A 24,550-nucleotide genomic window follows, 5' to 3' on the forward strand; every position below is an offset into this window, starting at 1 on the left:
ACTCGGTTTACACGCTCGGATGCGGACCGGTGCGCCGGAGAAGGAGACAGGAGCCTGATTTATAGGGATGATTTTACATCAGGCGTACGTTCGTTTTCGACGTACCAGTAAAACGCCACGTACAGTACCAGCAGCACAAAGCCGTAGGCCAGTGTTAGTTTTATGCTCAGATGGTCGTGGTAAGTACGCGCAATGGCCGATGCCAGCGCGGAAGGACTGGTGATGATATCCCAACTGTTCCAGCGGCCCATGCGCCCCAGATAAATACCAAACCCTGACAAAAACTGACTGACAATCAGCAAACCCCAGGTACGCCACTGACCAAGCAATGGCCGAAGCATCCGGTGCACGATCAGGATAGAATACAGACCGGTTAGCAGCCCCGTCAGCGCAAACAGGAATATGGTCATGGTATCGAACCACAGCAAGGGGCTGTCCACGTGTTTGATGTGGTACAAATCGGTGATGATATAAGGGGCATTAGGTAGAAATACGAGCCAGAGCGCTAAACCAGCAATGAGCAACCATCGGTTTCGAAACCCGGCCGGGGCATCGCTGGCCGCCCGTAAATCGCGGAGTACCAACACAACACCCAGTGGAAACCACGCGAGCGTCAGGTTCCAGGTCAGCATAATGAAAAACCACCAGTTTCCCGTTAGCAGCCCTCGGGTAGTCACTAACGTTAATCCGGCAATGGTCAACAGGATCAGCGCGTGTAGCCCCCGGCCGGACTGACCACCCCGGGGCAATGTATAGGCAGACTTTATGAATAATTCCATAATAAAAGTACTTTGACTTGCAAAGTAAGCACATCAAAAGTCAATCCATCAATAGACAGGCAAAACTATTTTTCTTCTGACTTGGGTAGTAATCGGTTAGCCGGGTGTCAGTTCAGCACAAGTTTTGTCATTACTGGCTGATGGTCAGAGGGGTACCGCTGGTCTTTGGCGTCGGTCAGTACGCCGTATTTCAGTACGTCGAACTGTTTGCTGACAAAGATATAGTCGATGCGTTTATCCATGGGAGCATCGAATTTGAAGGCGTTAAATGTGCCTTCCGGGCCGTAGGGGGGAGTTTTAGTGACGGCGTGGGCATCGTTCAGGAGCGTTTGTATCGTCTGGATTTGCTCCGTTTCGGGCGTGGAGTTAAAATCACCGGTGAGAATGACCGGCGCATTTTTGGCAATTTCCTTAATCTTTGCCGCCATCAGTTTTCCTGATTGCCGACGGGCTTCTACGCCCTGATGATCGAAGTGAACGCTGAAAAAGAAAAACTCTTTTTTGGTTGTCATGTCGCTGAACTTAGCCCACGAACAGATGCGGTTGCAACAGGTAGCATCCCAGCCTTTACCAGGTTTGTCGGGCGTTTCACTCAGCCAGAAATTACCGGAGTCAAGCACCTTGAACCGATCTTTTTTGTAGAAAATGGCCGAATGCTCCCCGGCTTCTTTGCCATCATCCCGACCAGCGCCCAGAAAGGCGAATTCCTTTAATTCGTCGACATCGTTTAACTGGTCGCGCAGTGCTTCCTGGGTGCCAAACAGGTCAAATTCGTGAAACTGGATCAGGGCTTTTACCTGGTCTTTCCTATTGGGCCAGGCATTGATTCCATCGCCCTTATTATTATAGCGAAGATTGTAGGTCGCAACAACCATAGGGGCGGCAGTTTGGGCAATGCTGGTATGGATTATGAGCATGTTACCCAGCAAAAGAAGTACTAGTAAGCGCATAGGAGTAGGGGGTATAAGGTCAGGATACGTTCATCTTGACGAAACAGACGATGGCAAAATCTCCGGGCACTCGCCCTGTTTTGGCAATAGCCCAGAATATTTTTCGTGCGCCACAAATATAATGAATGCAATAAAATAGATAATTCATCGAACTTGATAAAGTTCAAAAACTGTCTACGCATACTTATTTTACTATAGAAAAATTATAAAATTGCCATAAAAATAGTACTTTTTATATAAAACGCTTGCATGATTAGTTGAACTTTACTTAGTTTAGTTATATTTTGATAAAATTCTCAAACTAAATGTAGGCTTCACCCGTTTTCTCATCAATCAGTCAACAACCGGCAACGGAATCAACCGATAGGGCGTAGTTGGCAGAAACTGTTTCAGCATTAGCCTACTCCTGTTGAAGGAAGACGCTGAAGCACGGATAACAAACAACCTGAAAGTAATGGAACGTACAAGCACTTATATAAATCAATTCACTTCATCGAATAAGCGGACCTCGCTCCGCGAGCGGGTTTCTTCCTTTATCGAACAACATGCCGGAGTATTTGAGGCCCTCACCCGTCAGGGAATGCCTTATGGCAGCAACTGGATGCCTACCGCTCAGCCGGACTCGCTCCAGCCACTGGAACTAACCGCCGAAACGATGATTGAGGTCGAACGGGAACTAGATGAAATTATCCTGCGACTCGCTCAGCTAAGCAACAGCCTTGGCCAGTCTGCTGGCTCAACGCAACGTCAGGCCGGTAAGCGGTCGGTTGGGCGGGCGGACGAAATCGGCATTGAGCGGTTTCGTTCACTACAGTTCGAGGTCTAACGCTTCCCTTAACGTACATCAACACAAACCTGCTTTTGCCAGGACGAACGCTTTGTTCCGCTGGTTTCACCTACCCGAAAAAAGAAAGCACGGTCATACCCATTATCATCATGAATCGTTTTTCAGTTTTATACCTGCTCAAAGAGCGGCATCAGCACATTATTTGTCAGACCATTTCAGAAGCCCGGTCTGTTTTACAAACTATTTCAACCAGTAAAGGGCGGATTCCCATTGGCATTTATGATGCCAAAACGGAGTTGTTTGAGTGGGAGCCCGGCCAGCAGCACCACCATTACACGGAAGCTGGCATCAATGAGCAGGGTAATGTCGATGAGCAGATCATTACCATTTCCCAGGCTCTTCGTCGGCGGGATGCCAGTTGGCAGGTAAAGGGAAGTCTGCAACGGCCCAGCATTTTTTGCTTAACGTAAGTCCCTGATTATCCGTTTTATGTTTGTTCTGTCATTTCGACCAAGCTAGAAATAACAGAAATTGACGGACGTACACTGGAGTAGGGCATTTTCCTGGCTTGAATTGTGGTTTTTGACACGGTAGCCAACCAACAGGGTAGAGTGCTGCTTTACCCTGTTAGTTGGCTATTTGATTTTTAGTGATTTACCCGCTGAGATTCCAATTGCTGGCTATCAACTCTACTGACTTGTAACCCATAAATTCACCGTCTCAGGGACTAAACTCCCCGATTTTTTCGACAGTTTTCCAGGGTCGCTAGAAAAGATACTCTTTTATAAGCGTATGATTTGTACTCATTATAAGGGGTGAGTGACTGGCCTGAGCGCGAGCGCAGTAGGGTAAAAGCCGGTAGTTCTGTCATTTCTTTACGTCGTAACTCATCTGCGGCAGACATGAATTCAATCCTTTTTACGCTGGTCTACAAAAACGAAGAAGTACAGGTGCAGACCTCCAAAAACCGCTATTACTCCCTGATGGGCCTGATTTCGGATTACCTGGGAATTTCCGGTTTCGGGTTGTGCAGCGGCATGGGTAGTTGCGGCACGTGCCTGGTAACGATTGATGGAGTAAGAGAGTTGGCCTGTGCAATTTCCATCGATGATGAATTGGCCAATACGCGTATTGTCGTTCAGGAAATAGTCCGATGAACGACAAAATCGATACGACAATATAAGGGTGCATTTTTCTGTATACTAAATAATTAGCTGGTCAAAGCGCTCCCTATAGCAGTTAGTGGAGCTCCTGCCAAAACGACCGGACGAAACTCCGCACTTTCGGATATATACCCTCATGCGCCCCGGCCACCCGAAGCCGAATAGTACCAAACCGCTTCTTTGTTTGCCTGGTGAGTTTACCCGCGTGTCGGTCACTTGACACAGGTTAATGTTCCTACTTCAGGAATATTCCGATAAGTAGACTGTCGCACGAGAACGAGCAAATTACCGTTGAATCGAAAATCACCGCCCAGTGGTAATTTTCAGCGGGGTAGGTAAGTAGTGACAAGCGGCTCATTCCTGTGGCCCGTTAACTCCTGCCATCTAACGCAAGCCAACCGGTGGTAACCTTCCCCGTACTTTTTAAATGGTAGATGTAGAGAAATCGGGGAACCCAGCTAGTCTAAATTTCGATGCGGCACAATTAGTGCCGCATCGAAATTTGGTGAAATAAGGGTAACGGTAGGTTAACTATTTTTACAACCTGCTGTGTCCCTATAGCTCTCTTTTAGTCTAGAGTAATAACTTTACACAGTGCCGTCGATTGATAATCATCGACACAATCCAGGAAAGTGACCTTTATGACAAAAATTTACCGACTAAACGAAAACAGAAAAACCAAGTTGATTAATCCTTTTGCACTGTTTTCAGTGCTTTGGTTGATGCTATTCTTTTCGGTAACCGGACAGGCTCAGACTACGGTTCGATCCGGCAAGCCTGAAAATGTATATATAGAAGCCGGAGGCTTCGTTGTGAGCGGACCAATGCCATTTTGGTTGCGGGCCAATCAGTCGGGAATTGTCCCGTTAGCGGGTTCAACGGGGACGGTCCGGATAGGCTTTTCCGGCGCCTACCGACAGGTAAATCCAACAGACAGTTTGGCTAAGCCCAAAAAAGTGGACTGGGGATACGGCCTGGAGCTGGTTGGGAATGCAGGTCAACAGAGTCAATTTCTAGTTCCCGAAGCCTATTTAAAGGCAAGATGGGGGCGATTTGAACTTTATGCCGGCCGTCGGCGCGATCAAATCGGTCTGGTCGATACAATGCTTACATCGGGTTCCTTTTCCTGGTCCGGGAACGCGCTGCCTATCCCTAAAGTGCAGCTCGGCACGCTCGGCTACGTCCCGGTGCCCTTTACGAAAGGGCTTATTTCGTTCAACGCCCTGTACAATCATGGCTGGTTCGAAAATGTCAATAAACGGGTTATCGACACCCGTTTACACCAGGCCGCGCTGTATGTACAACTCGGTAAGCCCAAATGGCCCGTAAAATTGTATGGTGGACTCAATCATTCGGTTGTATGGGGTGGCTATTCGTCGGCATTAGATAATGGGGTTTCAAACAACGGGTTATTACCTTCTTCGTTGATGGCCTATTTTTATGCGGTTACGGCCCGCACCGCTTCCTCTCTGGAAACAGACCCGAACGTTTCGTTCTTTGACGGGACCAATCGCATCGGTAATCACCTGGGTACGATAGATATTGGCGCTTCGATTAAGTTGCCAATAGGCAAGTTCATGTTATATCGTCAGAATCCTTATGAAACGGGTGCGTTGTTTTATCTGACAACCCTGGCTGATGGACTCAACGGGCTTAGTTTTCGGCGGAATCAGCCTGGTAAGGGGTGGTTTACCGTAGACGGTGCCGTTCTGGAATGGCTTTATACAAAAAATCAGGGCGGGTCGGGGTTTATTGAAAATGATCCTTTTGGCCGTGGGAAAGTCAATTATTTTAATAACGAGCAGTTCATTGATGGCTGGCAATATTACGGCCGGGTCATTGGCACTCCTTTTCTGACTCCCCAGGCTGAAGTGAACCCTAATTTGCCAGTTGGCTATCCTATTGCTAACACGAGGGTGTCGCTGTGGCATGTTGGCTTATCGGGTCGGATTGCCAGGCAGGTACAATGGCTAACCAAAGTATCCTATAGTCAGAATTTCGGCACCTATGAAACTCCCTATCCCGCCGAAACCAATCAGTTTTCAGCCTTGCTGCAAATGATGACTCCAGTAAAGTTACCCGCTCTGGGCCAGGTCCAGCTCCAAACGTCCCTGGCACTGGATACGGGTGAATTACTTAACAAATCATCGGGCGGCTATTTCAGCATCCGTAAAACCCTATCTTACTGACACAGTCTGATGGAGTAAGGCTGTCCGGACTTCCGTGGCCATCAAAAGTACATCCGCCCTGTTATGCTACCGTTTCTGCCGGGCACTGCCATCTCTTTAGCGTGATAACGGCTATCAATTTACCCGGGCAGGGCAGACTTGCTACCTAGTATACACCCCGGTTAAGTAGCCACTGGCCGATCCCGGCGCGTCAGGCTGTGAATGAGTAGCCAGGCCGTCAGGTAGGTACAGCCGCAAACGGTGAACAGCACGTTGTAGCCACCAGTCAGATTACCGACAGCCTTGTAGTTGTCGAGTAAGGTGCCAACCAGCAGGGGAAAGAAAATACCGCCAACAGAGCCAGCCATGCCGGCAATGCCTACGACCGAACTCACCGTTTGCCGGGGAAACAAGTCGGAGGCCAGCGTGAAAATATTCGTGGCCCACGCCTGGTGCAGGGCTACGGCCAGGCTAATCAGGCCCACGGCCACCCATACGTCCGTAACAAATTGAATGCTTATCACCGAAATTTCCAGCAGGGCAATGCCCAGTAATACCGTTTTGCGGGCTCGCAGCACCCGCCAGCCCCGCCGGATTAATTGCGAGGAGACATACCCCCCACCAATGCTGCCCACGGTGGTAGCCAGATAAATCAGCATCAGTTCCAGACTCGGCTTTTTCAGGTCAAGGTTAAAGGTCGACGCAAAATACGAGGGCAACCAGAATAGGAAAAACCAGTAGATGGGGTCGATAAGGCCCTTGCCCACGATTAAAGCCCACGTTTGGGGGTATCGAAAGAGCTGGGTCCAGCGAACAGTGGTGGCCGATTCAACCGGATCACGACCAGCAGTAATGTACGTGAGTTCGGCGGCACCAAGCCGCTTTTGGCGGGCCGGAACATCGTAAAAGATGATCCAGAAAATAAGCCACACGAAGCCCAGCGCCCCCGTAATCCAAAACACTTCCTGCCACCCGTACTGGCTCAAAATCCAGGGTACGATGAGCAGGGCGACCACCACCCCCACGCTGGTACCAGCGTTGAATAGTCCCGTAGCCAGCGCCCGCTCTTTCTGCGGAAACCATTCGGCCACGGTTTTTACCGCGGCCGGGTAGTTACCGGCTTCGCCCAAACCAAGCCCCACGCGGGCCACGCCAAACCCAAAAGCTGAGCGGGCCAGGGCGTGCAGCATACCCGCCACACTCCACCAGACAATCGTAACGGCGTACCCAATTTTGGTGCCTACTTTATCCACAAACCAGCCCATCACCAGCAAGCCCACTGCATAAGCCGCCGTAAAGGCAATGACAATCCGGGCAAAGTCGCTTTCGGTCCAGCTAAACTCAATTTCCAGCAGGGGCTTGAGCAGGCCAATAATCTGCCGGTCGAGGTAGTTGATGGTCGTGGCCGTAAATAATAGCACCACAATACCCCAGCGGTAGATGCCGGTGGTGGTAGTTTTAGGGGCCTGTGAGGTGGTCATGCTAGCTAAGGTTTAGGGGCTTCTATTTGGGTTTTCATCATTCCGCTTTTGTCCTTCCGGGAAAGAAAGAATCGCCAGCCTGTTAACTCAAGATTCATCGTTCCCCGGAAGGACAAAAACCTGAAATTTTTCTATGAATCCTACGAAATGATTTTTCAGCCCATCCCAGTTTTTTTCGTCAATTAACTGCTTGTCAAAAAGATGACTGCCAATGCCGAAACCATCGGCACCGGCGGTCAGAAAATCGCCCATGTTTTGTCGCGTAATACCACCCGTTGGCAGTAGTTTAATCTGATTCAGGGGCGCTTTTATATCCCGAATATAGCCGGGGCCGAGCTGGGTAGTTGGAAATACTTTTACCATACTTGCCCCCAGCGACCAGGCTTTATAAATTTCGGAAGGGGTAAAGGCACCGGGGAAAATAGGGATGTCTTTTTTTACGCAGGTTTTCAGTACTTTTTTATTAATAACCGGCGTAACGATAAACTGAGCCCCAGCCGCTAAGGCCAGGTTCAAATCGGCTTCGGAGCAGACGGTGCCTGCGCCAACATTCAGCGTGTTGGGGTATTGCTGGCGGGCCGCCCGAATCATGCTTTCGGCACCGGGGGTGTTCATGGTTATCTCTATGGTAGTTAACCCCGCTGCCTGATAAACGGGTAGTATCTGGCTGACATCTGCGGCCGAAACATGCCGGATTATGCCCACAATAGGCATTTTATAAAATAAAGGCCACGAGAAGGCAGAATCACTCATTCGGTTGGTTGTTTGATAAGCTGTTGCTGAAACAGGAGTAGTTGCCCCATGCTGGCCGCCCGATCAACCAGATCGGCGGGGGCGGTGTGGGTACGGTGGGTAAGGTGGAGTTCGCTGATGGCGAGTTCGTACAGGGCTGACAAGTTGCTGCCCCCGCACAAAATGAGCGGGCATTCGTTTGTCGATTGAAGCTGGTTTAATTCGGTACCAATCAGCAGGCCACTCAGGTAAAAGGCATTTTCTTCCTTACTGATTTTGTCAAATAACTGATTGGTTCTGACGCTGAATAATGTATTCAGAATATTCGATGAGGCTGTTTGACGAACGCCTTCTTGAAAGGCTTTAACAGCGGTATCCGGTAAGTCGGAATAAGGAAAATAGTCAACCGAGTCTTTTAAAATACTGTGTCGGCGCATCACATCAAAAATCTCACCAGTCATGTAGGTCTTAAAATGTACTAACTTCTCATGCTGAATGTACAAATGTTTGGAATGGGTACCCGGAAAAATGCAGCGTGCATCCTGCACAGTATGGCCCGATAAGGCAAGCAATTTTATCAGGCCGATAAGCTGCGTTTCCTCGCCCCGCATAACATCCTGGTCACTGCGAACGCCCGAAATTAGAAACAAATCGTGCCGGAAACCGGGGCGGCTTTCGAACCGTTGCATACTGGCCTGACAGCCATCCGTGGGGAAGGGCAGGGTGGCATACGGTACTTCGGCCATGCCAATGGACGACGACGCCATACCCGATACCATCACCGGCACATCCGTCAGAGTAGTCGATAGCTGCGTTTCCAGGCGGCTGATGTGCTTTTGCAGCACCTGCATGAAAAAACCGTCCCGGGAAATACCCTGCTGTTTGGCAGCGGTTTTCCAATCATCAAATATCGCCGATATACCCATATCTGACCGGACTTCACCCATGCAGACGTGCGTGGTCAGGTCCATAAGCTGCAACCGGAACGATGACGTTCCCCAGTCGCAGCACAGCAGGTGGTTTGTTATCCGGTTTTCGGGGTATTGCATTGTTTTTACTGTCAGTTGATGGATGATGAAGGAAGCGCAAAAGATACATACGACCCACCGGATTTTAGCCCGTATCGGGTGCCTCCGCAGGCAATAGCCACGTACTGTTTTCCAGCTACGCTGTACGTAATGGGCGTAGCAAACCCACCGGCGGGTAGTTTCTGTTCCCAGATTATTTTACCCGTTTTCCGGTCAAACGCACGCAGTTTCTGGTCGTAGGTGGCAGCAATGAAAAGTAACCCGCCCGCCGTAACGAGCGGTCCGCCATGATTCTCGGTACCGGTATTCATCAGACCTTTCTGGACTAACTCCGGGTATTCGCCCAGGGATACTTGCCAGCGGTATTCGCCCGTGTTGAGGTCGATGGCGTTGAGCGTGCCCCAGGGTGGTTTTATGGCCGGGTAACCGTCCTGATCCCTAAACTGGATGTTGCCGTTGTTGAGATAGGGCGAAACATACGGAAAATCGGCGTTTGGCGCCGTGTCAAGGGTATTGGTTGCCTGGTGCATATCGGCAGGCACTGGGCGGGCAGGCTCAGTATGCAACAGGAAGTTAACGATGGCTTCGCGGTCATCCTTAGGAAGATGGCTGAAGGACGGCATCCGGCCCCGACCCGTTGTCAGCAGGGCGTTAATCTGGCTTCGGTCTAAGCGGTTGCCCACGTTGGCGAGGTTAGGATACGCCTGACTGGTGCTGGCAACGGCCTTGTTCTCTTTGCTGATGGCATGACATGCGGCACAGTTGGTGTTGAACAAACTGGCTCCCCGCGTGAGCGCGACACCGTCAGACGGTGTCTGTGTGTTTCGCATTTTGAGCCACCACAGCATGTTGTTGCCGTTGACGTAAAAAACGCCTTCCGGGTCGGCAGCGGTGCCACCCCATTCGGCTCCGCCCCCTACGCCAAAAATAAGGGAGCCTTCTTCACTGGGGGGCAGCCATTTATTGCCCTGTCGGCTGTTTTTGAACCGGTCCAGCACATACGCCCGTGCTTCGGGTGTGCGGCTGGTAATGGTTCTTTCATCGAGGTGCTGAAAGGCAAACGGGGCTGGTTTGGCGGGTACGGGTTGCGTGGGCCAGGGTTTTTCGCCGGGCAGGGCGGGGGAGGTGGGTGCCGCCATTTCGCGAATGGGAAACAGCGGTTTGCCCGTCTCACGCTCGAACACGAACACATAGCCATCTTTGGTAGCCTGGGCTACGGCATCAACTTTCTTTCCATTGTGGCTTACGGTGAGCAGGTTGGGGGGGCAGGGAATATCCCGGTCCCAGAGGTCGTGGTGAACAGTCTGGAAATGCCAGATGCGTTTGCCCGTTTTGGCATCGAGGGCCAGCAGGCAGTTGGCAAACAGGTTTTTACCCGCCCGGTCTCCGCCATAAAAATCGACCGAAGGCGAGCCGGTCCCGGCAAAGACGATACCCCGTTTTTCGTCGACCACCATACCGGCCCAGCAGTTGGCTCCGCCAATTTTTTTGTAAGAGTCTTTCATCCAGGTTTCGTAGCCATACTCGCCCGGCAGCGGAATGGTGTGGAACGTCCAGGCTAGCTTGCCCGTACGAACGTTAAAGGCCCGGATGTTGCCCGGTGGCGCGTCGCCCCCTTCGTTCATGCTGGAACCGACGATAATCAGGTCCTGATAAATCACACCCGGCGACGTATTGCGAATGGATAGGTTACTCACATCATGGCCGAGCGTTTCTTTATTGCCCAGCCCTTCGTGCAAATCCACTTCACCGTTTTGGCCAAAACTGTTGATTAATTCACCCGTCTGGGCATTCACGGCATAAAGCGAAGCTCCGGACGAATACAGAATACGTTTATCCGCACCACCATTCCAGTACGTTACGCCCCGCAGTGGGTGAAAACGGGGTTGTTTGTCAGGGTTGGAAAACGGGTCAAATTGCCAGATTCGCCTGCCCGTAGCCGCATCAACGGCAAAGAGTTTATGGCGGGGCGTAGTGCCGTAAAGGACACCATCGACCACAATGGGCTGGCACTGAATATCCATACCCCGTTTGGTCGAATCGTTGTTTTCGCCCGTGTCAAACGTCCAGGCCAGTTGCAGGTTTTTAACGGTTTGGGTATTAATCTGGGTCAGGGGTGAATACCGGTTTCCGGCAGCGTTACCGCCGTACGTTGGCCAGTCCTCCCGGGCGGGGGCTGGCCCATAGCTGGAAACCAGTCCCAACGCCCCAATCAGCAGGATAACAGCAAAGCAGCGTTGATAAACTGTTCGGTTCATGGAGCAGTAGTCTGATAAAATTCGTATTTGATTGTCCAGGTCACTTCCTCACCGGGCTTGGCTTTCAGGTGAATGTACGGCTCCGGGCAGGAGGTAGTAGCGCAGGCCCAATACACTAATTTCTCCAGGGGACGATCCCCGGTGGTGTGTATCCCGGCTCCGGTTTTCAGGTTTTCGATGCGTAAGTCATACGAGTCGACTGTTGGACCGAAGCCCTGTAACCCCGCGCTGTACACCTGCTCCCGTTCATTCAGGTTGCGGGTATAGGTCAGGGCTTTATTCTGGGCAACAATGGTCGTGCCAAATCCTTTACCCTCGCCCGTTACCGCAAACGGAAACCGGATGGCTACGGTTGGCCCGGTGGGTTGCTGGTCGATTATCCAGAAATTGTGATTATAAACACTGGTTTCGATAGGCTTCTGCCCCGTGTTTTTCAGCCGGTGTTCCAATACCAGTTCGGGTTTGCCCTTCACCAATCTCACAGTTTTGCTGTATTGGTACCCGTAGCCGCTGGCGTCGGTCAACGCATGCGTAAAGGTTACCGCGTCGGTGAACTGGGCATGCTTCTGCGTTTTCACTGTCCGTTTCCCATAGTTGGCCACGGTATGCACGGTAGCAAAAGCATACGGCTTCTCGTTGGCTCTCCGCAGAGCACCCACGCCGATTTTTACGAACGTATCACCGGGTCTAGCTTCGGCAAAGCCCAGGGGGGTGAACTCTTCGGCGGGGCCGTTGATGGCATCGTGGAAAAAAGGATCATAGTGTTGAAACCACTGCTCAATGTAGCTATGCCCGTTATAGTCAAGGTTTTTAAACGCCCCTGCCCAGTCGAAGCGCGTACCCCGGTAATACCCCTGCGCGGTATCGGGCAGGTACAGCGTAGTGGTAATCAGCCCGTTGGAGAGCGTGATTTGGGGTGGTTCGGCGGTGGGGCGTATTAGACCACACAACCCAAAACCGAGGAGTATTGCCGGAAGTGCCTTTTTCAACGGTGTAAAGGGAGTTTAATAGACCTATAAGGTTTCTCAAACCTTATAGGTCTGATTTCGCTAATTCAGAGATTCGGGTTAATCGACGTGTCCGTGTACGGCAGCGGAAACCAGTAATCTGCCTTTGTGATGGGCTTGATTGGTTGTAAATCGTCGGGGCTTTTGGCGGCATTGGCGGCTTCGACGCGCTCCAGCCGGATCAAATCGAACCAGCGGGTGCGCTCGCAGGCAAACTCCCAGGCCCGTTCCTGCACCACGGCATCGGCAAACTGGGTAGCCGACAGGCCGTCAGCAGGGGAGAGAGCCTTCGTTCCGGCGGGCAAACCCCGCAGCCGAACCTGGTTCAGTGCGTCATAAGCAGCCTGGTCGGGGCCGCCCGTTCCCCTCGCTTTGGCTTCGGCATAAATGGTCAGCACGTGGGGGTAGCGCATCATTACTGATGGCAGCGAACTGCTGGAAGTTACCACGTTTCCTTTGATGTACCATTTCTTGTAGTACGGGTGCCGGGTCAGGCTTTGCTGCCAGGGGATTTTGGTGGCTCCCAGCCCAAACTCCGTGCGGAATGTCGCGTCTTTACGGGGACCTTCGGGAAAGTTTTTAAAGAAATTAAGTTCCGAAAACATATCGTCCCAGCCACCTTCTTCGCCGGGCATGGTTGTATTGCCGTAGGTGGCATTGGCCGTGCCGCTGCCGCCCGCAAACCCACTAATCTGAAAAACGGCTTCGGGCGTACCCAACACGGCTGGGTCATTTTCAAAGACAGCCGCAAAGGTGGGTAACAACTGAAACCCGTATTGGGCACTGTTATCAATAACTTCTTTGGCTTTGGCCGCAGCCAGGTCATACTTGTCGGTTTGCTTGAGGGGCCAGCCCGCCATCGTCAGATAAACATCCGCCAGAAACGCTTTGGCTGCTCCGGCATTGGGCCGACCCGGATCGCGCTTGGCATTGGGCAGCATGGTTTCGGCCTTTTTCAAGTCAGACACTATCAGGTTATAGACCTGTTGGGGCGACGATTTTTTGATGGTCAGCAAACTGTCCGAATACTCACCCGACAGCACCAGCGGAATATTGCCGTAAAAACGGGTCAGCCAGTAGTACGAAAAGCCCCGGATAAAGTACGCTTCGCCCGCAATGATGTCGATGGTAGCTTTGGTGCCAACGGTTTTTGCGTAATTATTAATCACGTTATTGGCCCCCTGAATGGCCTTGTAGCAGCCATTATACACCGCCCCCGACCGCTGGTTGGTGGTCGATACGTTGAACTGGTCGAACTCGCGCCAGTCGGCTTTGTTACTGGCTGGGTGCGTGGTTACGTCATCGGCACCCAGCACAGCGGCATTGGCCGAGGGGTGAATGAATCCCATCGACCACTGCGAGGCAAGCCCTTTGTAGGAACCCGTCAGGGCGGATTCCAGTCCGGCCTGTGTGGACAGAACGTTGGGGCCGTACAGCAGCCCGGTGGTATCTTCTTCGAGGTATCCTTTGCAGCTCGCTACCAGCATAACGGCCAGGAAAATTATCGCTATCTTTTTCATGTTTTTGGCGTTTTGGGAGTTAGAAGCCTAAGTTCAGGCCAAGGGTGTAGTTTTTGGCGTTCGGATAGGAGCCGTAGTCGATACCAATGGCCGTATCCAGGTTTGACCCAACGTTGCTCGACTCCGGGTCGGGGCCTTTGTATCGGGTAAACGTGAGCAGGTTAGTCGCGCTGAAAAACACCCGGATGGTTCCTTTATTGTTGATAAACGCCGTCGGGAGATTATACGACAGGCTCACGTTTTTCAACCGGACAAAACTACCGTCTTCAATGAAGCGGCTGGACTGGGTGAAGGGCTGGTAGGTTCTGGTAAACGCGGGTATATCCGACGCTTCGTTGCCGGGCCGGTAATAATCCCGGATTTCGGACAGGATAAACTGCCGCGCATCGCCCGAACCCGACAGGGCTGCCGCCCGCGTGTAGTTTAACTTGTCGACCCCAAATACGGCGTTGAAGAACACGTTCAGCGTCAGCCCTTTGTAGGTAAACGTGTTGTTCCAGCCCCCGGTCAGTTTGGGGAACGACCGGCCAATAATCTTGAAATCGTCGGTCGTAATCGAGTTGTCGCCGTTGAGGTCTTCGTAGTGCGGGTCGCCCCGCACGCGGCCAAATCTGGCGGCCAGGTCGGCCTCACCGGGTTTGAACGTACCCAGGTAGTTCAGCCCCCAGTACGAGCCGAGAGGTTCGCCGGGCATGAGCATAAACTCGTTGGTGGTCGACATACCCGCCCCCACGCCCGTACCCGTACCCAGCCGGGCCAGACCGCCCAAACTGATGACCTTGTTTTTCAGCGTGGAGAGGTTCAGGTTGGTTTCCCACTGGAAATCAGTGCTCCGAACCGGCGTGCCGCCCAGCGTAAACTCGAACCCTTTGTTTTCAACCTCGCCGATGTTCCGGGTTTGGGTGCCACCACCGGCATAACTCGGCAGGGCCGCATTGAGCAGCAAGTCGGTGGTGTTTTTGTTGAAATAGTCGGCTTCGATGTGAATTCGTCCGTTCATGAATTCCATTTCTACCCCTACGTCCGTTTGGCGGGTGGTTTCCCACTTCAGGTTTTGGTTGCCCTGATTGCCCTGATTCACACCGGCCACAGCCGCCGTGTTGTTGTAGGCTACGAACACCGTGTTATAGGGCGACAGCGTGGCATACGGGTTGATAGCCTGGCTACCCGTCATGCCCCAGCTACCCCGAAGCTTGAGGTTGCTGAATACGTTGAGGTCTTTGATGAACGGCTCTTCCGAAAGCCGCCAGCCGAGGGCCACCGACGGGAACACGCTGTACTTATTATCCGGCCCGAATTTAGACGACCCATCCCGCCGAACGGCAGCCGTAACCAGGTACCTGTCTTTGTAGGCGTAGTTGACCCGGCCCAGCAGCGAGAGCAGCGTCCATTTCTGATAACCCGATGCGACCGAAGCCGCCGAGTTACCGCCGATGTTGTCGAAACCTAACTGCGGAAACCGCAGGCCGGTGGCCGTAGCGGTAAAATTGCGGTTGGTGAATTGCTGCGTTTCCAGCACGCCCACCGCCGTAATGGAGTGGTTGCCAACGGTCAGGTTGTAGGTCAGGTTGTTGGTGTTTTGCAGCGTTACCAAATCGGCCGAATAACGGCTGGCGTTGGGGTTATTGTTCGAGAGTCGCTGGCCGGTAAAGCTCAGGTTCTGGGCGTTCAGGTAATTTACGGCATACTGCACATCGAAAGACAGTCCTTTTATGGGCAGCTTGTAATTCAGGCCACCAATCACGTTAAACGTAGCCCGGTCGGCATTGATAGACTGGTCGTAGAGGAAATCCAGCGGATTCCGGTATACCGAACCGGTAGGGTCCGTAAAGGTGGGCTGTCCATCAGACCCGTAAGCGGGGGTAGTAGGGGCCCAGGCTAGTACCTGAATCAGCGCACCGCCCCCGTTAGTGTTATGATTCTGGGTTTTTGTCCCCGACAGATTTAGTCGCAGGCTTAGTTTGTCGTTGAGTTGTGTTGTCAGGTTGGTACGGAGAATGTACCGTTTGAAGTCGCTGTTTTCAACGATGCCCTTCTGCCCCACGTAGTTTCCCGAAATCAGGAACGTCGATTTATCGCTGCCGCCCGACACCGTTACCTGATGCTGCTGGCCACTGCCTTTTCGATAGACCAAATCCTGCCAGTCGGTGCCGCCGTTTTGTCTGTAGTCGGTTATCTGGGCTGCCGTAAAGGGCGGAGTTGAGCCAGTAGCTGTGGCGCGGGCATTCACAATCTCCGCGAACTCTCCGGCGGGTAGTACATCGTATCGTTTGATAACGTTCGATACACTCGCCTGTCCTTCGTACATCACTTTAATGCCTTTCGCCCCGCGTTTGGTGGTGATAATGACCACGCCATTGGCACCCCGGCTACCGTAAATAGACGTTGAAGCCGCATCTTTCAGTACCTGAATCGTGGCAATGTCGTTGGGGTTTATGAAGTTGAAATCGGCGCCCACGTAGCCATCAATCACGTAAAGCGGGTTGTTGTCGCCCAAAACGGAGTTGGCTCCCCGCACCCGGATGCGGGCATCGCCCCCCGGTGCGCCGTTGGCCTGCGTTACCTGTACACCGGCCGCCCGACCCTGTAATACCTGGTCCAGGCGCGTAATGGGCTGCTGGGCAAATTCTTTTGTAGAAATAGCCGTCAGTGCGCCCGTAACGTCGGTTTTTCTTTGGGTTCCGTAACCGACCACAACTACCTCGCTGAGCGTTTTCAAGTCCTCTGCCAACTGCACATTCACAACCGTTCGCCCATTGACCGGCACCGTTTGACTGGTATACCCAATATTGGAGAAGATGAGCGAAGCCGTACCCGGAGCATTCAGTACGAAGTTTCCGGCGGCATCGGTAGCGGTTCCGGTAGTGGTGCCTTCCACCTGCACGTTTACGCCGGGTAGCCCCTCATTGTCGGGGCCGGTTACCTTTCCGGTAATGCGACTGGTTTGTGCAAAAGCGAAGTTCTGGCCCAGTAGCAGCAGCAGAACAACGAGTTTTACAGGGTTTTTCATGATTATCAGGAGTATTTTGGTTTGGTAAGGAATTGACAGGAGTGTGCATTATCGGGTGTTAATCATAGGCAGTTGGGTTGACGTTCGTTTACCAATCCACTACCGAGCCATCCAGTGCATTGTACGACTCAGGGTTTTTCCAGTCGTGGCCGATTTTATCTTTCATCAGGGCTTCGTCCAGTTCGACGCCGAGGCCCGGTCCTTTGGGAATGAGAACTGTACCGTCTGGTTGTAGCTTAAACGGATTCTTGAGGTAACCTTCGCCCAAGGAGACCTGCTCCTGAACCAGAAAATTGGGTACGCTGGCTGCCAGGTTAAGCCCGACGGCCAGCGAGATGGGCCCCATGGGATTGTGGGGCGCAATGGGTACGTAATAGGCTTCGGCCATGCCCGCAATGATGCGACCCTCCGTAATACCACCCGCGTGGCACAGATCGGGTTGAACGATGCTGGCGGCACCTTTCTCCAGTATTTCGCGGAAGCCCCATTTCGTAAAAATGCGTTCGCCGGTGGCAATAGGCAGGTGGGTACCCTTCGCAATGTCGACCATGGTATCCACATTCTGCGCCTGGCAGGGCTCTTCCACGAACATGGGTTGATAGGGTTCCAACTGCTTAATGAGCACCTTCGCGGTCTGGGGCGAAATATTGCCGTGAAAATCAATGGCAATGTCCATATCGGGGCCGCCGGCTTCCCGCAGCGACGCAAAATTGTCGATGGCGTACTTAATGAATTGGGGGTTTTCGACAATATTGGCCGGGTTCTTATGCGCGACGCCCGTTTTGATAACGGTGAATCCCAGCGCCTTTTGCTGCTTGATTTGTTCGGCGTTGCTGGCGCGCCCGTACACCCGAACGCGGTCGCGGGTGGGGCCGCCCAGCAGTTCATAGACGGGTACATTGAGGAGTTTACCCTTGATGTCCCACAGCGCGTGGTCAATGCCGCTGAGCGCCGAGGTCAGGATGGGGCCACCCCGATAAAAGGCGTGTCGGTAAATGGCCTGCCAGTGGTGTACTACCGCTCGCGGGTCTTTGCCAATCAGGTAGGGCTCCACTTCCTTTATGGCTGTCTGGATGGTGAGTGCCCGCCCTTCGAGCAGGGGTTCGCCCAGGCCGTACACACCCACATCGGTGTGGATTTTCAGGAAGATCCAGCGCGGTTTGACCAGGAAGGTTTCCAGCTTGGTGATTTTTACTTTGCTGTAATCCCGAAACGGGGCGGGGTTGGCGGCATAGGATGATTCGGGCAGGAGCAGACCCGTACCGGCCATCCCCAGTACGGATTGGATGGCGGAACGCCGGGAAAGTTTGGGCGATTTCATATAGGGTTCAGGGTTTATAGGTTACGGTTTTTGGTTTACGGTTTGTAGTCGGCTAACGCACTAGTAGACTCGCGTCAGCTAACTAAAAACCGTAAACCAAAAACCGAATTAAGGTCTGATCAGCGTGCCGTCCATTTTCCGCACCTGCCAGTTGGATTTGGTGCCGATGGGGTACTTGGCGGCTTCTTTTTCATTGATATCTACGCCCAGGCCCGGTACTTCATTTACCGACATATAGCCCTTGTTCATGGTGGGGCAACCGCTGAAAACTTCCTGCATTTTGTCGGAGAAGCTGACGGCCTCCTGAATGCCAAAGTTCCACACAACCAGGTCGATGTGAGCGTGGGCCGCGTGCCCCACCGGCGATACGTCGCCGGGGCCGTGCCAGGCGGTGCGGACGTTGAAGAACTCGCCCAGTCGGGCTATCTTCATGGCGGGCGTAATGCCGCCAATCTGCGAGACGTGGCAGCGCACAAAATCGAACAGCCGGTTCACCATCGGCTCTTTAAACTCGTTAATGTTGTTGAACAACTCACCCATGGCAATGGGCACCGTGGTCGACTGGCGCAGTTGCCGGAACCACTCCATGTTCTCGGGCGAGAAGGGGTCTTCGACGAAGAAAGGCCGGTAGTCTTCCAGTTTCTTGATCATGTTGATGGCTTCCATCGGCTGCACCCGCTCGTGGATGTCGTGGAGCAGTTCAACTTCGTCGCCACACGCTTTCCGGACCACCTCGAACATCTTCGGTACCGATTTTAGGTAGAGCGGTACGTTCATGTAGTTGTCGGTTTCGCCCCCAAAGTTGGCCGCTTTGAAGTCGGGTTTGTCGGCGGTGGCTCCCACAGCTCCGTAGCCCCCCTGTTGAATGCGGATGTGCCGGAAACCGCGCTCCATAATCTTCTTCACATCCTCGGCAACGGCTTCGGGTGTGTTGCCGTTGGCATGGGTGTAGCACGGAATGGCAAAGCGGGATTTGCCCCCCAGCAACTGATAAACGGGCATGTTGGCGCGTTTGCCTTTGATGTCCCATAAGGCCTGGTCCAGTCCGCTGAGGGCGTTGTTGAGCACGGGACCATTGCGCCAGTAGGAGCTGACATACGCCCCATTCCACATATCCTCGATGTTGTCCACGTCCTTCCCGGCGCAGAAATCATTGAGGTACGAGTTGATAGCGGTAACAACGGCCATTGCCCGCTGTGTAAACGTGGCGCAGCCTAAGCCGTACAGGCCCGGCTCGGTGGTTTCTACTTTCACCACAATAAGGTTGGAGCCCTGCGGAGCGGTGGCAATGGCTTTCACGCTTTTAATTTTGACCGGAGCCAGTCCTTTGGCGTATTGGGGTGTGCCCTGCTGTTCACGCGCTTCGGCGGTAGAGAGGCCGCCAAACAGGTTCAGTGCCCCGGCCGATGCGCCCAGACCCAGCATTTTTAACGAGTCACGGCGGTTGAAATCAGGTTTATTCATGTGTATAAATTGGTTTAAGGTTTATGGTTTACGGTTTTTGGTTTACGGTGGCTAACGCATGAATAGCTGAAGCACGAGACAGATTTACGTCAGTGATATTCGTGTCAACCACCGTAAATCGTAAACCAAAAACCGTAAACCATTTTACTATTTATCCCACCAAACGCGGGTATCCAGGTCATTGGGTCCCTGCCGCTTGACGGCCTCGTTTAGCTGGGCCGAATTGACCACAATCTCACTATCGGGGTAGGGCAGCCGGCGGATGAAGTCGCCTTTGATTTCGGAGCCGGGGTAGGGGTTTTTCTTCAGAGCGGGGAAGCCACTACGCCGGAAGTTAGCCCAGGCTTCGGAGCCATCTAAAAAGGACGCTACCCAATACTGCGTGTTGATTTGTTCCAGTGCTTTGCCCATATCCAGCGGATGGGCATCCAGGTAGGCTTTTATGGCGGCTTCCGGAATCGGACTTCTGTACGATGCCATCTGCTCCATATTGGCCCGAATGCCCTTTGCAAAATAGTCAGCTGCCGTACCGGCCACCCAGCCGCGCACGGCTGCTTCGGCCAGCAGAAGCTGCACCTGCGCGTAGGTAATATGGAATTCGGGTGCGTCCAGGGCCAGCACCGTTGTCAGGTTCACCTGCGAATAATCCCACAAACTTGCCACGCCATTTGCCGCGAAGGTGGACGTTATCGTTACGTCGTTATAGCCCACGGGCATGCCTATCTGCACCGCCGGGTCCGATGAAGCGCGTGCCGGTACCTGTTCCGGTCCACCCTTGGCCCCCACATAACGCACCGCAAACACGGCCAGCCGGGGGTCGTTGTTGTCTTTCAGGTAATTCACAAACGGAGCCGCGAGGTAGAAATTGGTTTTTTCGCGGGCCGCTAAGTGGTTGGCAATGTAGTTGTTGTAAATGGCCGTGTGCCGGATAGTAGAGTTGTCTGCGTTGGACTGAAATACCCCACCCGCCACGGCCTTCTTGACGTAAGCCTGCGCCGTTGTGCCATCCACTTTGGTCAGGCGCATGGCGGCCCGGAGCATAAACGAATAGCCGAGTTTTTTCCAGTTGGCCACATTACCTCCGTACAGAATATCCGTAACAACCGCAGGCTGCTTGGGGTCGAGTGCTGCCGATGCTTCCTCCAGTTCCTTCAGGATATCTTTATAAATATCCTGCTGCGGGTCGTATTTGGGCGTGATAATCTCGGTTGTGTACCCCTGACCGGCTTCAACGTATGGAATATCACCGTAGGTATCGGTCAGAATCATGAAGGCGTAGGCTTTCCAGATACGGGCTGCGTTATAGGTGTTTACCTGGAGTGGGTCGCCTTTGGTCTGGTCCAGTACGGCAATCAACTGCTTCACTACGTTGCGGTAGAAATTAGTCCAGACCAGGGGCGTGTTACCGTTATTGTTCTGGTTGTAATTCCCGCCCGACAATGAACTGCCGTAGGGCGTAATGATTTGCTGCACAATCGGAAACGTGTAGGTCAGCATGCCCAGCGTAGACCCCCCATCAAGGTAGGTTGTACTGACAATCGCTTTATTCAGCACCAGCGACGGAGCCAGCGATGTTGGGTCTACTTTGTTGATATTGACTTCATCGAAGCCCTTGTCGCAACCCGTCAGCAGGCTCAGTGAGAGCAGTAGGATGAGGGTATAATTTAGTTTCGTTTTCATGATTTTAAGGTAGGGTGTCTAAAATTTCACATTCAAATTGAACCCGACACTCCGCGTAGGCGGTAGACCCGGCCAGAAGTCCAGGCCGACGCCGTTGTCTGATGATACCAGGGCTTCTTCGGGGTCCATGTTCTCGGTCCACTTCTTGATAATCAGTACGTTGTTGGCTACGGCGTTCAGACGTATTCCCTTTATGAAAAAGCCGCTGGGCAGTAGTTTGGTGAAATCGTAGCCGAGCGAAATCTGACGTAGTTTCCAGAAACCGGCACTGGTCACAAAATCTTCATTGATACCCAACGGATTGATGGATTCGTAGAATGGCTGCACCGCCGTCTGGGTTTTGTTGACTTCGCCGTTTGGGTTCACCCCATCGCCAATCACATAGCCCACATCGCGGCCTGGCAGCGTTCGTTTCGAAAGACCGTGCCGCACGTAGTTGATGTTCCGTCCGGCAATCATGTTAAAGCCCAGTTTGAAGTCAATCAGGACCGACAGGGCAATTCCCCGATAGGTGAACGTGTTGGTAATGCCGCCAAAATATTTAGGCAGGGCATTCCCCACGTTTTGCAGCGTGTTGTTCCGAAGCGGCAACCCGCTTTTGGCGTCAAAAACCTGCCGCCCCTGGGCATCGCGCAGGTAGGTGAAGGTGTATAGCTGCCCAATGGGCTTGCCAACCACCTGCGCCAGATTGCGCCCCCCACCGCTGCTGACGGTGATGATGGTGTCATTGGGCGACAGGCCCAGCTTGAGCACTTTAGAGGTGTTGTAGGATGCGTTGGCACTCACATCCCACCGGAAGTCGGTACTCGAAACCGGTGAGAACGTCAACAGCATCTCCAGACCCTGATTCGCGCTCCGGCCCACGTTGATGAGCTTGCTGGTGTAGGACGAGGCATCGGAGATTTGGGCCGCCAGAATCTGGTCGTCGGTGGTTTTGTGGTAATACGTTAAATCGAACCCAACCCGGTTCTGGAACAATTTCAGTTCCATACCCACCTCGGCTTCCTGAATGCGGAGTGGGCGCAGGTTTTTGTTGGGTACTACGCTGGCATTGATACCCCCCAGCGGTACAAGTTGCCCCGCCGGGTTAGGAAACGAGTTGTTGTCGACGGAGTAATATAACGCGTTGGAATACGGAGCCACATTGTCTGAACCCACCTGGGCGTAGGCCGCCCGTAACTTGCCGAACGACAGCCAGGAAGGCAGGTTATCGAAGGCCTGCGAGAAAACAAAACTGCCCGTTACGGATGGATACAGGATGCTGCGATTTTGGGGAGCGAGCGTCGAAAACCAGTCGTTCCGGGCCGTGGCGCTCAGGTACAGAAACTCTTTGTAGGAGATCGTAGCCGCCCCGTAGAGGGAGTTAATGTTTTTTTCGGCCAACTGGTAGATGGGGTTTTTAATCCGCCCATTGGCCACCGTATATAGCCCCGGCTGCACAAAATCCTGCACCGTTACGCTGTTATAATCGTTGCGGGCGTAGCGGGCGTTACCGCCAAGGTTAACATCCACGCCAATCTTGCCGAACGTTTTGTTAACAGTCAGCAGGAAGTCGATGTTGCGCTCCAGGTTCTGGCGCACGTCCTGCGTATAGGAGCCATTTACGTAGCCAACGGGTGCCTGCGGAATGGGCGCGTAACCATTGGGAATGTTATAATCCTGGTTGCGGACGTACGAATCCTGGGCAATCCGGCCCTGCAACGACAGCCAGTCGGTAAACTGGTATCGGAGGGCGATGTTGCCGAAGAGCCGATCACGATTGATGTTCTCGAAGTGACGACTCATGGAGTAGTACGGGTTGTTGCGCACCAGAAACCGTGAAAACACGAACTCATCGCCGTTGGGCTTGGTCTGATTGTCGCGCAGGGCGTCGAACGGCATGGAGTTGGCCAGCGTAAAGATGACGGTCGAAACCGAGAAATCCTGGGTGTTCAACTGGGGCGGGTTGATGTTATTTTCCTTCGAGTAGTTGATATTTCCCGACGCCGTCAGCCGATTGGTAATGTTTTGGGTAAAGCCGAGGTTAATCACCTTCCGGTTGAAGGTATTATTCTCCATGATTCCCTTGTTGTCGGTGTTGCCGAACGATAGGCTGAACCCACCTTTTTCCGTGTTATTGGCTACCGTAACCGTATTGGTGAAGTTCGTACCCACGCGGTAAAACTGTTTTACCCGATTGTAGACCGGCTCATACGGGTACGTCTTATTGTCGAACAGCACCTGCGTCATGCCCGGCTGAAACTTCTCACCAAAGCTCCACACACCCGATGTCGGGTTAGGGGTAGTAGGTCGTTTGCCGCCTTCGCCCTGCCCGTATTCGTACTGAAAATCAGTGTAGTCCAACGGCGTGTCGGTGGTGAAGTTGGCGTTGTAGGTCACACCGAAGCCTTTGCCGCTCCCCCGGTTTTTGGTCGTAATCATCACCACGCCGTCCTTGGCCCGTGAGCCATACAGAGCGGCAGCGGTGGCCCCTTTCAGCACGGTCATGGTTTCAATATCGTCAGGGTTGATGCTGCTCAGGCCATCGCCCCCGTCGGAGCTGTTGGCCGCCCGCGTGCCAAAATCCCCGCCCAGAGCGTAGTTTGAGTTGTCAATCGGTACGCCGTTTACCACAATCAGCGGGGAGTTGTTGCCACTAAACGACGACTGCCCCCGAATGCGGATTTTAGCCGTTCCGGCGGGGCCGGTTCCCATCGTAGTGATGTTTACCCCCGCCATTTTACCCTGCAACCCGCTCACAAAATTAGGCGTGCGGTTCACGTTAATCTGCTCGGCGTTGACCGTAGCCGTGGCGTAGCCCAGCGTTTTGGATTCGCGCTTAATACCCAGTGCTGTAACGATTACCTCGTCGATAGCTTTGGCATCTTCTACTAATGTTACATCGATGATGGAGCGGTTGTTGACCGGCACCGTCTGACTGAGGTAGCTGATATACGAAAAAACCAGCGACGCATTGTTGGGCGCGTTGATGGCGTATTTCCCATCGGCATCGGTAGTGGTTCCGGTAGAGGTACCTCCCACCAGCACGTTTACGCCCGGTAACCCCTGGTTATCGGCTCCGGTAACAGTACCGGTAACACGGTTTGTCTGGGCGTATCCAAAGCCCACACATAACAGCAACAAGACAAGTAATCCAGTAAACTTTTTCATGGGTAAAGGGGATTTTGGGTTAGCGATTAAGCGTTTGCAGTTTATCCGTTTG

Annotated in this window: 18 protein-coding genes; 4 read left to right on the forward strand and 14 right to left on the reverse strand. The window is 52.9% G+C overall.

All coding sequences use genetic code 11. The features are described 5' to 3' along the window. Nucleotides 1-59: 59 nt before the first annotated feature. Together B156_RS0118285 and B156_RS0118290 are read right to left on the reverse strand one after the other, a co-directional pair. Nucleotides 60-779, reverse strand: a complete 720-nt coding sequence (locus B156_RS0118285; RefSeq protein WP_018621222.1) for a DUF1361 domain-containing protein — start codon at nt 777-779, stop codon at nt 60-62. Nucleotides 780-886: 107 nt separating this feature from the next. Then, the gene (locus B156_RS0118290; protein ID WP_018621223.1) at nt 887-1,729 is read right to left on the reverse strand and encodes an endonuclease/exonuclease/phosphatase family protein; all 843 of its coding nucleotides are present in this window, start codon (nt 1,727-1,729) and stop codon (nt 887-889) included. Between the two features lie 454 nt (nt 1,730-2,183). On the opposite strand from B156_RS0118290, the gene B156_RS0118295 reads away from it, so the two are divergent. The 3 genes from B156_RS0118295 (at nt 2,184) to B156_RS29425 (ending at nt 3,673) form a co-directional block, all read left to right on the forward strand. Then, nucleotides 2,184-2,555, forward strand: a complete 372-nt coding sequence (locus tag B156_RS0118295; RefSeq protein ID WP_018621224.1) for a hypothetical protein — start codon at nt 2,184-2,186, stop codon at nt 2,553-2,555. Nucleotides 2,556-2,665: 110 nt separating this feature from the next. Beyond that, nucleotides 2,666-2,986: a hypothetical protein gene (locus tag B156_RS0118300; RefSeq protein ID WP_018621225.1), complete on the forward strand. Its 321-nt coding sequence runs from the start codon at nt 2,666-2,668 to the stop codon at nt 2,984-2,986. 432 nt (nt 2,987-3,418) lie between these two features. Then, entirely contained in the window at nt 3,419-3,673 is a 255-nt protein-coding gene (locus B156_RS29425; protein WP_018621226.1) for a hypothetical protein, read from the forward strand. Nucleotides 3,674-3,755: 82 nt separating this feature from the next. Here B156_RS29425 and B156_RS31960 read toward each other — a convergent pair whose 3' ends face one another. Further along, a complete protein-coding gene (locus B156_RS31960) occupies nt 3,756-3,902 on the reverse strand; it encodes a hypothetical protein (RefSeq protein ID WP_157627093.1) in 147 nt (48 codons plus the stop codon). Nucleotides 3,903-4,320: 418 nt separating this feature from the next. Between B156_RS31960 and B156_RS0118310 the strand changes: the two genes are divergently transcribed. After that, a complete protein-coding gene (locus B156_RS0118310) occupies nt 4,321-5,868 on the forward strand; it encodes a capsule assembly Wzi family protein (RefSeq protein WP_018621227.1) in 1,548 nt (515 codons plus the stop codon). A gap of 161 nt (nt 5,869-6,029) precedes the next feature. On the opposite strand, the gene B156_RS0118315 is transcribed toward B156_RS0118310, so the two are convergent. The 11 genes from B156_RS0118315 to B156_RS0118365 form a co-directional block, all read right to left on the reverse strand. Then, a complete protein-coding gene (locus tag B156_RS0118315; protein WP_018621228.1) occupies nt 6,030-7,328 on the reverse strand; it encodes an MFS transporter in 1,299 nt (432 codons plus the stop codon). 87 nt (nt 7,329-7,415) lie between these two features. Further along, complete coding sequence (locus B156_RS0118320) at nt 7,416-8,081, reverse strand: bifunctional 4-hydroxy-2-oxoglutarate aldolase/2-dehydro-3-deoxy-phosphogluconate aldolase (protein ID WP_018621229.1); 666 nt, start codon at nt 8,079-8,081, stop codon at nt 7,416-7,418. Continuing rightward, a complete protein-coding gene (locus B156_RS0118325; RefSeq protein ID WP_018621230.1) occupies nt 8,078-9,109 on the reverse strand; it encodes a 2-dehydro-3-deoxygalactonokinase in 1,032 nt (343 codons plus the stop codon). Before B156_RS0118325 ends, B156_RS0118320 begins: the two co-directional genes overlap by 4 nt. An 11-nt stretch (nt 9,110-9,120) precedes the next feature. Further along, the gene (locus tag B156_RS0118330; RefSeq protein ID WP_018621231.1) at nt 9,121-11,346 is read right to left on the reverse strand and encodes an outer membrane protein assembly factor BamB family protein; all 2,226 of its coding nucleotides are present in this window, start codon (nt 11,344-11,346) and stop codon (nt 9,121-9,123) included. After that, on the reverse strand, nt 11,343-12,335 hold the full coding sequence (locus B156_RS0118335; protein WP_018621232.1) for a hypothetical protein: 993 nt from the start codon (nt 12,333-12,335) through the stop codon (nt 11,343-11,345). Before B156_RS0118335 ends, B156_RS0118330 begins: the two co-directional genes overlap by 4 nt. Nucleotides 12,336-12,400: 65 nt before the next feature. Next, a complete protein-coding gene (locus B156_RS0118340; protein ID WP_018621233.1) occupies nt 12,401-13,873 on the reverse strand; it encodes a RagB/SusD family nutrient uptake outer membrane protein in 1,473 nt (490 codons plus the stop codon). Nucleotides 13,874-13,892: 19 nt separating this feature from the next. Further along, nucleotides 13,893-16,883 carry a SusC/RagA family TonB-linked outer membrane protein gene (locus B156_RS0118345; RefSeq protein WP_018621234.1) on the reverse strand — a complete coding sequence of 997 codons (2,991 nt, stop codon included), beginning with the start codon at nt 16,881-16,883 and terminating at the stop codon, nt 13,893-13,895. A gap of 88 nt (nt 16,884-16,971) precedes the next feature. Then, nucleotides 16,972-18,204 (reverse strand): galactonate dehydratase, encoded by a 1,233-nt coding sequence (dgoD, locus tag B156_RS0118350; RefSeq protein WP_018621235.1) that lies wholly within the window; start codon nt 18,202-18,204, stop codon nt 16,972-16,974. Nucleotides 18,205-18,312: 108 nt separating this feature from the next. Beyond that, on the reverse strand, nt 18,313-19,668 hold the full coding sequence (locus B156_RS0118355; RefSeq protein WP_018621236.1) for an enolase C-terminal domain-like protein: 1,356 nt from the start codon (nt 19,666-19,668) through the stop codon (nt 18,313-18,315). 147 nt (nt 19,669-19,815) lie between these two features. Continuing rightward, the gene (locus B156_RS0118360) at nt 19,816-21,348 is read right to left on the reverse strand and encodes a SusD/RagB family nutrient-binding outer membrane lipoprotein (RefSeq protein WP_018621237.1); all 1,533 of its coding nucleotides are present in this window, start codon (nt 21,346-21,348) and stop codon (nt 19,816-19,818) included. A gap of 18 nt (nt 21,349-21,366) precedes the next feature. Next, nucleotides 21,367-24,498, reverse strand: a complete 3,132-nt coding sequence (locus tag B156_RS0118365; protein WP_018621238.1) for a SusC/RagA family TonB-linked outer membrane protein — start codon at nt 24,496-24,498, stop codon at nt 21,367-21,369. Nucleotides 24,499-24,550 lie beyond the last annotated feature (52 nt).

The sequence above is a fragment of the Spirosoma luteum DSM 19990 genome (assembly GCF_000374065.1).
In the GTDB taxonomy this organism is placed as follows: domain Bacteria; phylum Bacteroidota; class Bacteroidia; order Cytophagales; family Spirosomataceae; genus Spirosoma; species Spirosoma luteum.

Coding starts and splice junctions, on each gene's coding strand:
- B156_RS0118285 (WP_018621222.1), bottom strand. CDS start 779: ATGGAATTATTCATAAAGTCTGCCTATACATTGCCCCGGGGTGGTCAG.
- B156_RS0118290 (WP_018621223.1), bottom strand. CDS start 1,729: ATGCGCTTACTAGTACTTCTTTTGCTGGGTAACATGCTCATAATCCAT.
- B156_RS0118295 (WP_018621224.1), top strand. CDS start 2,184: ATGGAACGTACAAGCACTTATATAAATCAATTCACTTCATCGAATAAG.
- B156_RS0118300 (WP_018621225.1), top strand. CDS start 2,666: ATGAATCGTTTTTCAGTTTTATACCTGCTCAAAGAGCGGCATCAGCAC.
- B156_RS29425 (WP_018621226.1), top strand. CDS start 3,419: ATGAATTCAATCCTTTTTACGCTGGTCTACAAAAACGAAGAAGTACAG.
- B156_RS0118310 (WP_018621227.1), top strand. CDS start 4,321: ATGACAAAAATTTACCGACTAAACGAAAACAGAAAAACCAAGTTGATT.
- B156_RS0118315 (WP_018621228.1), bottom strand. CDS start 7,328: ATGACCACCTCACAGGCCCCTAAAACTACCACCACCGGCATCTACCGC.
- B156_RS0118320 (WP_018621229.1), bottom strand. CDS start 8,081: ATGAGTGATTCTGCCTTCTCGTGGCCTTTATTTTATAAAATGCCTATT.
- B156_RS0118325 (WP_018621230.1), bottom strand. CDS start 9,109: ATGCAATACCCCGAAAACCGGATAACAAACCACCTGCTGTGCTGCGAC.
- B156_RS0118330 (WP_018621231.1), bottom strand. CDS start 11,346: ATGAACCGAACAGTTTATCAACGCTGCTTTGCTGTTATCCTGCTGATT.
- B156_RS0118340 (WP_018621233.1), bottom strand. CDS start 13,873: ATGAAAAAGATAGCGATAATTTTCCTGGCCGTTATGCTGGTAGCGAGC.
- B156_RS0118345 (WP_018621234.1), bottom strand. CDS start 16,883: ATGAAAAACCCTGTAAAACTCGTTGTTCTGCTGCTGCTACTGGGCCAG.
- dgoD (WP_018621235.1), bottom strand. CDS start 18,204: ATGAAATCGCCCAAACTTTCCCGGCGTTCCGCCATCCAATCCGTACTG.
- B156_RS0118355 (WP_018621236.1), bottom strand. CDS start 19,668: ATGAATAAACCTGATTTCAACCGCCGTGACTCGTTAAAAATGCTGGGT.
- B156_RS0118360 (WP_018621237.1), bottom strand. CDS start 21,348: ATGAAAACGAAACTAAATTATACCCTCATCCTACTGCTCTCACTGAGC.
- B156_RS0118365 (WP_018621238.1), bottom strand. CDS start 24,498: ATGAAAAAGTTTACTGGATTACTTGTCTTGTTGCTGTTATGTGTGGGC.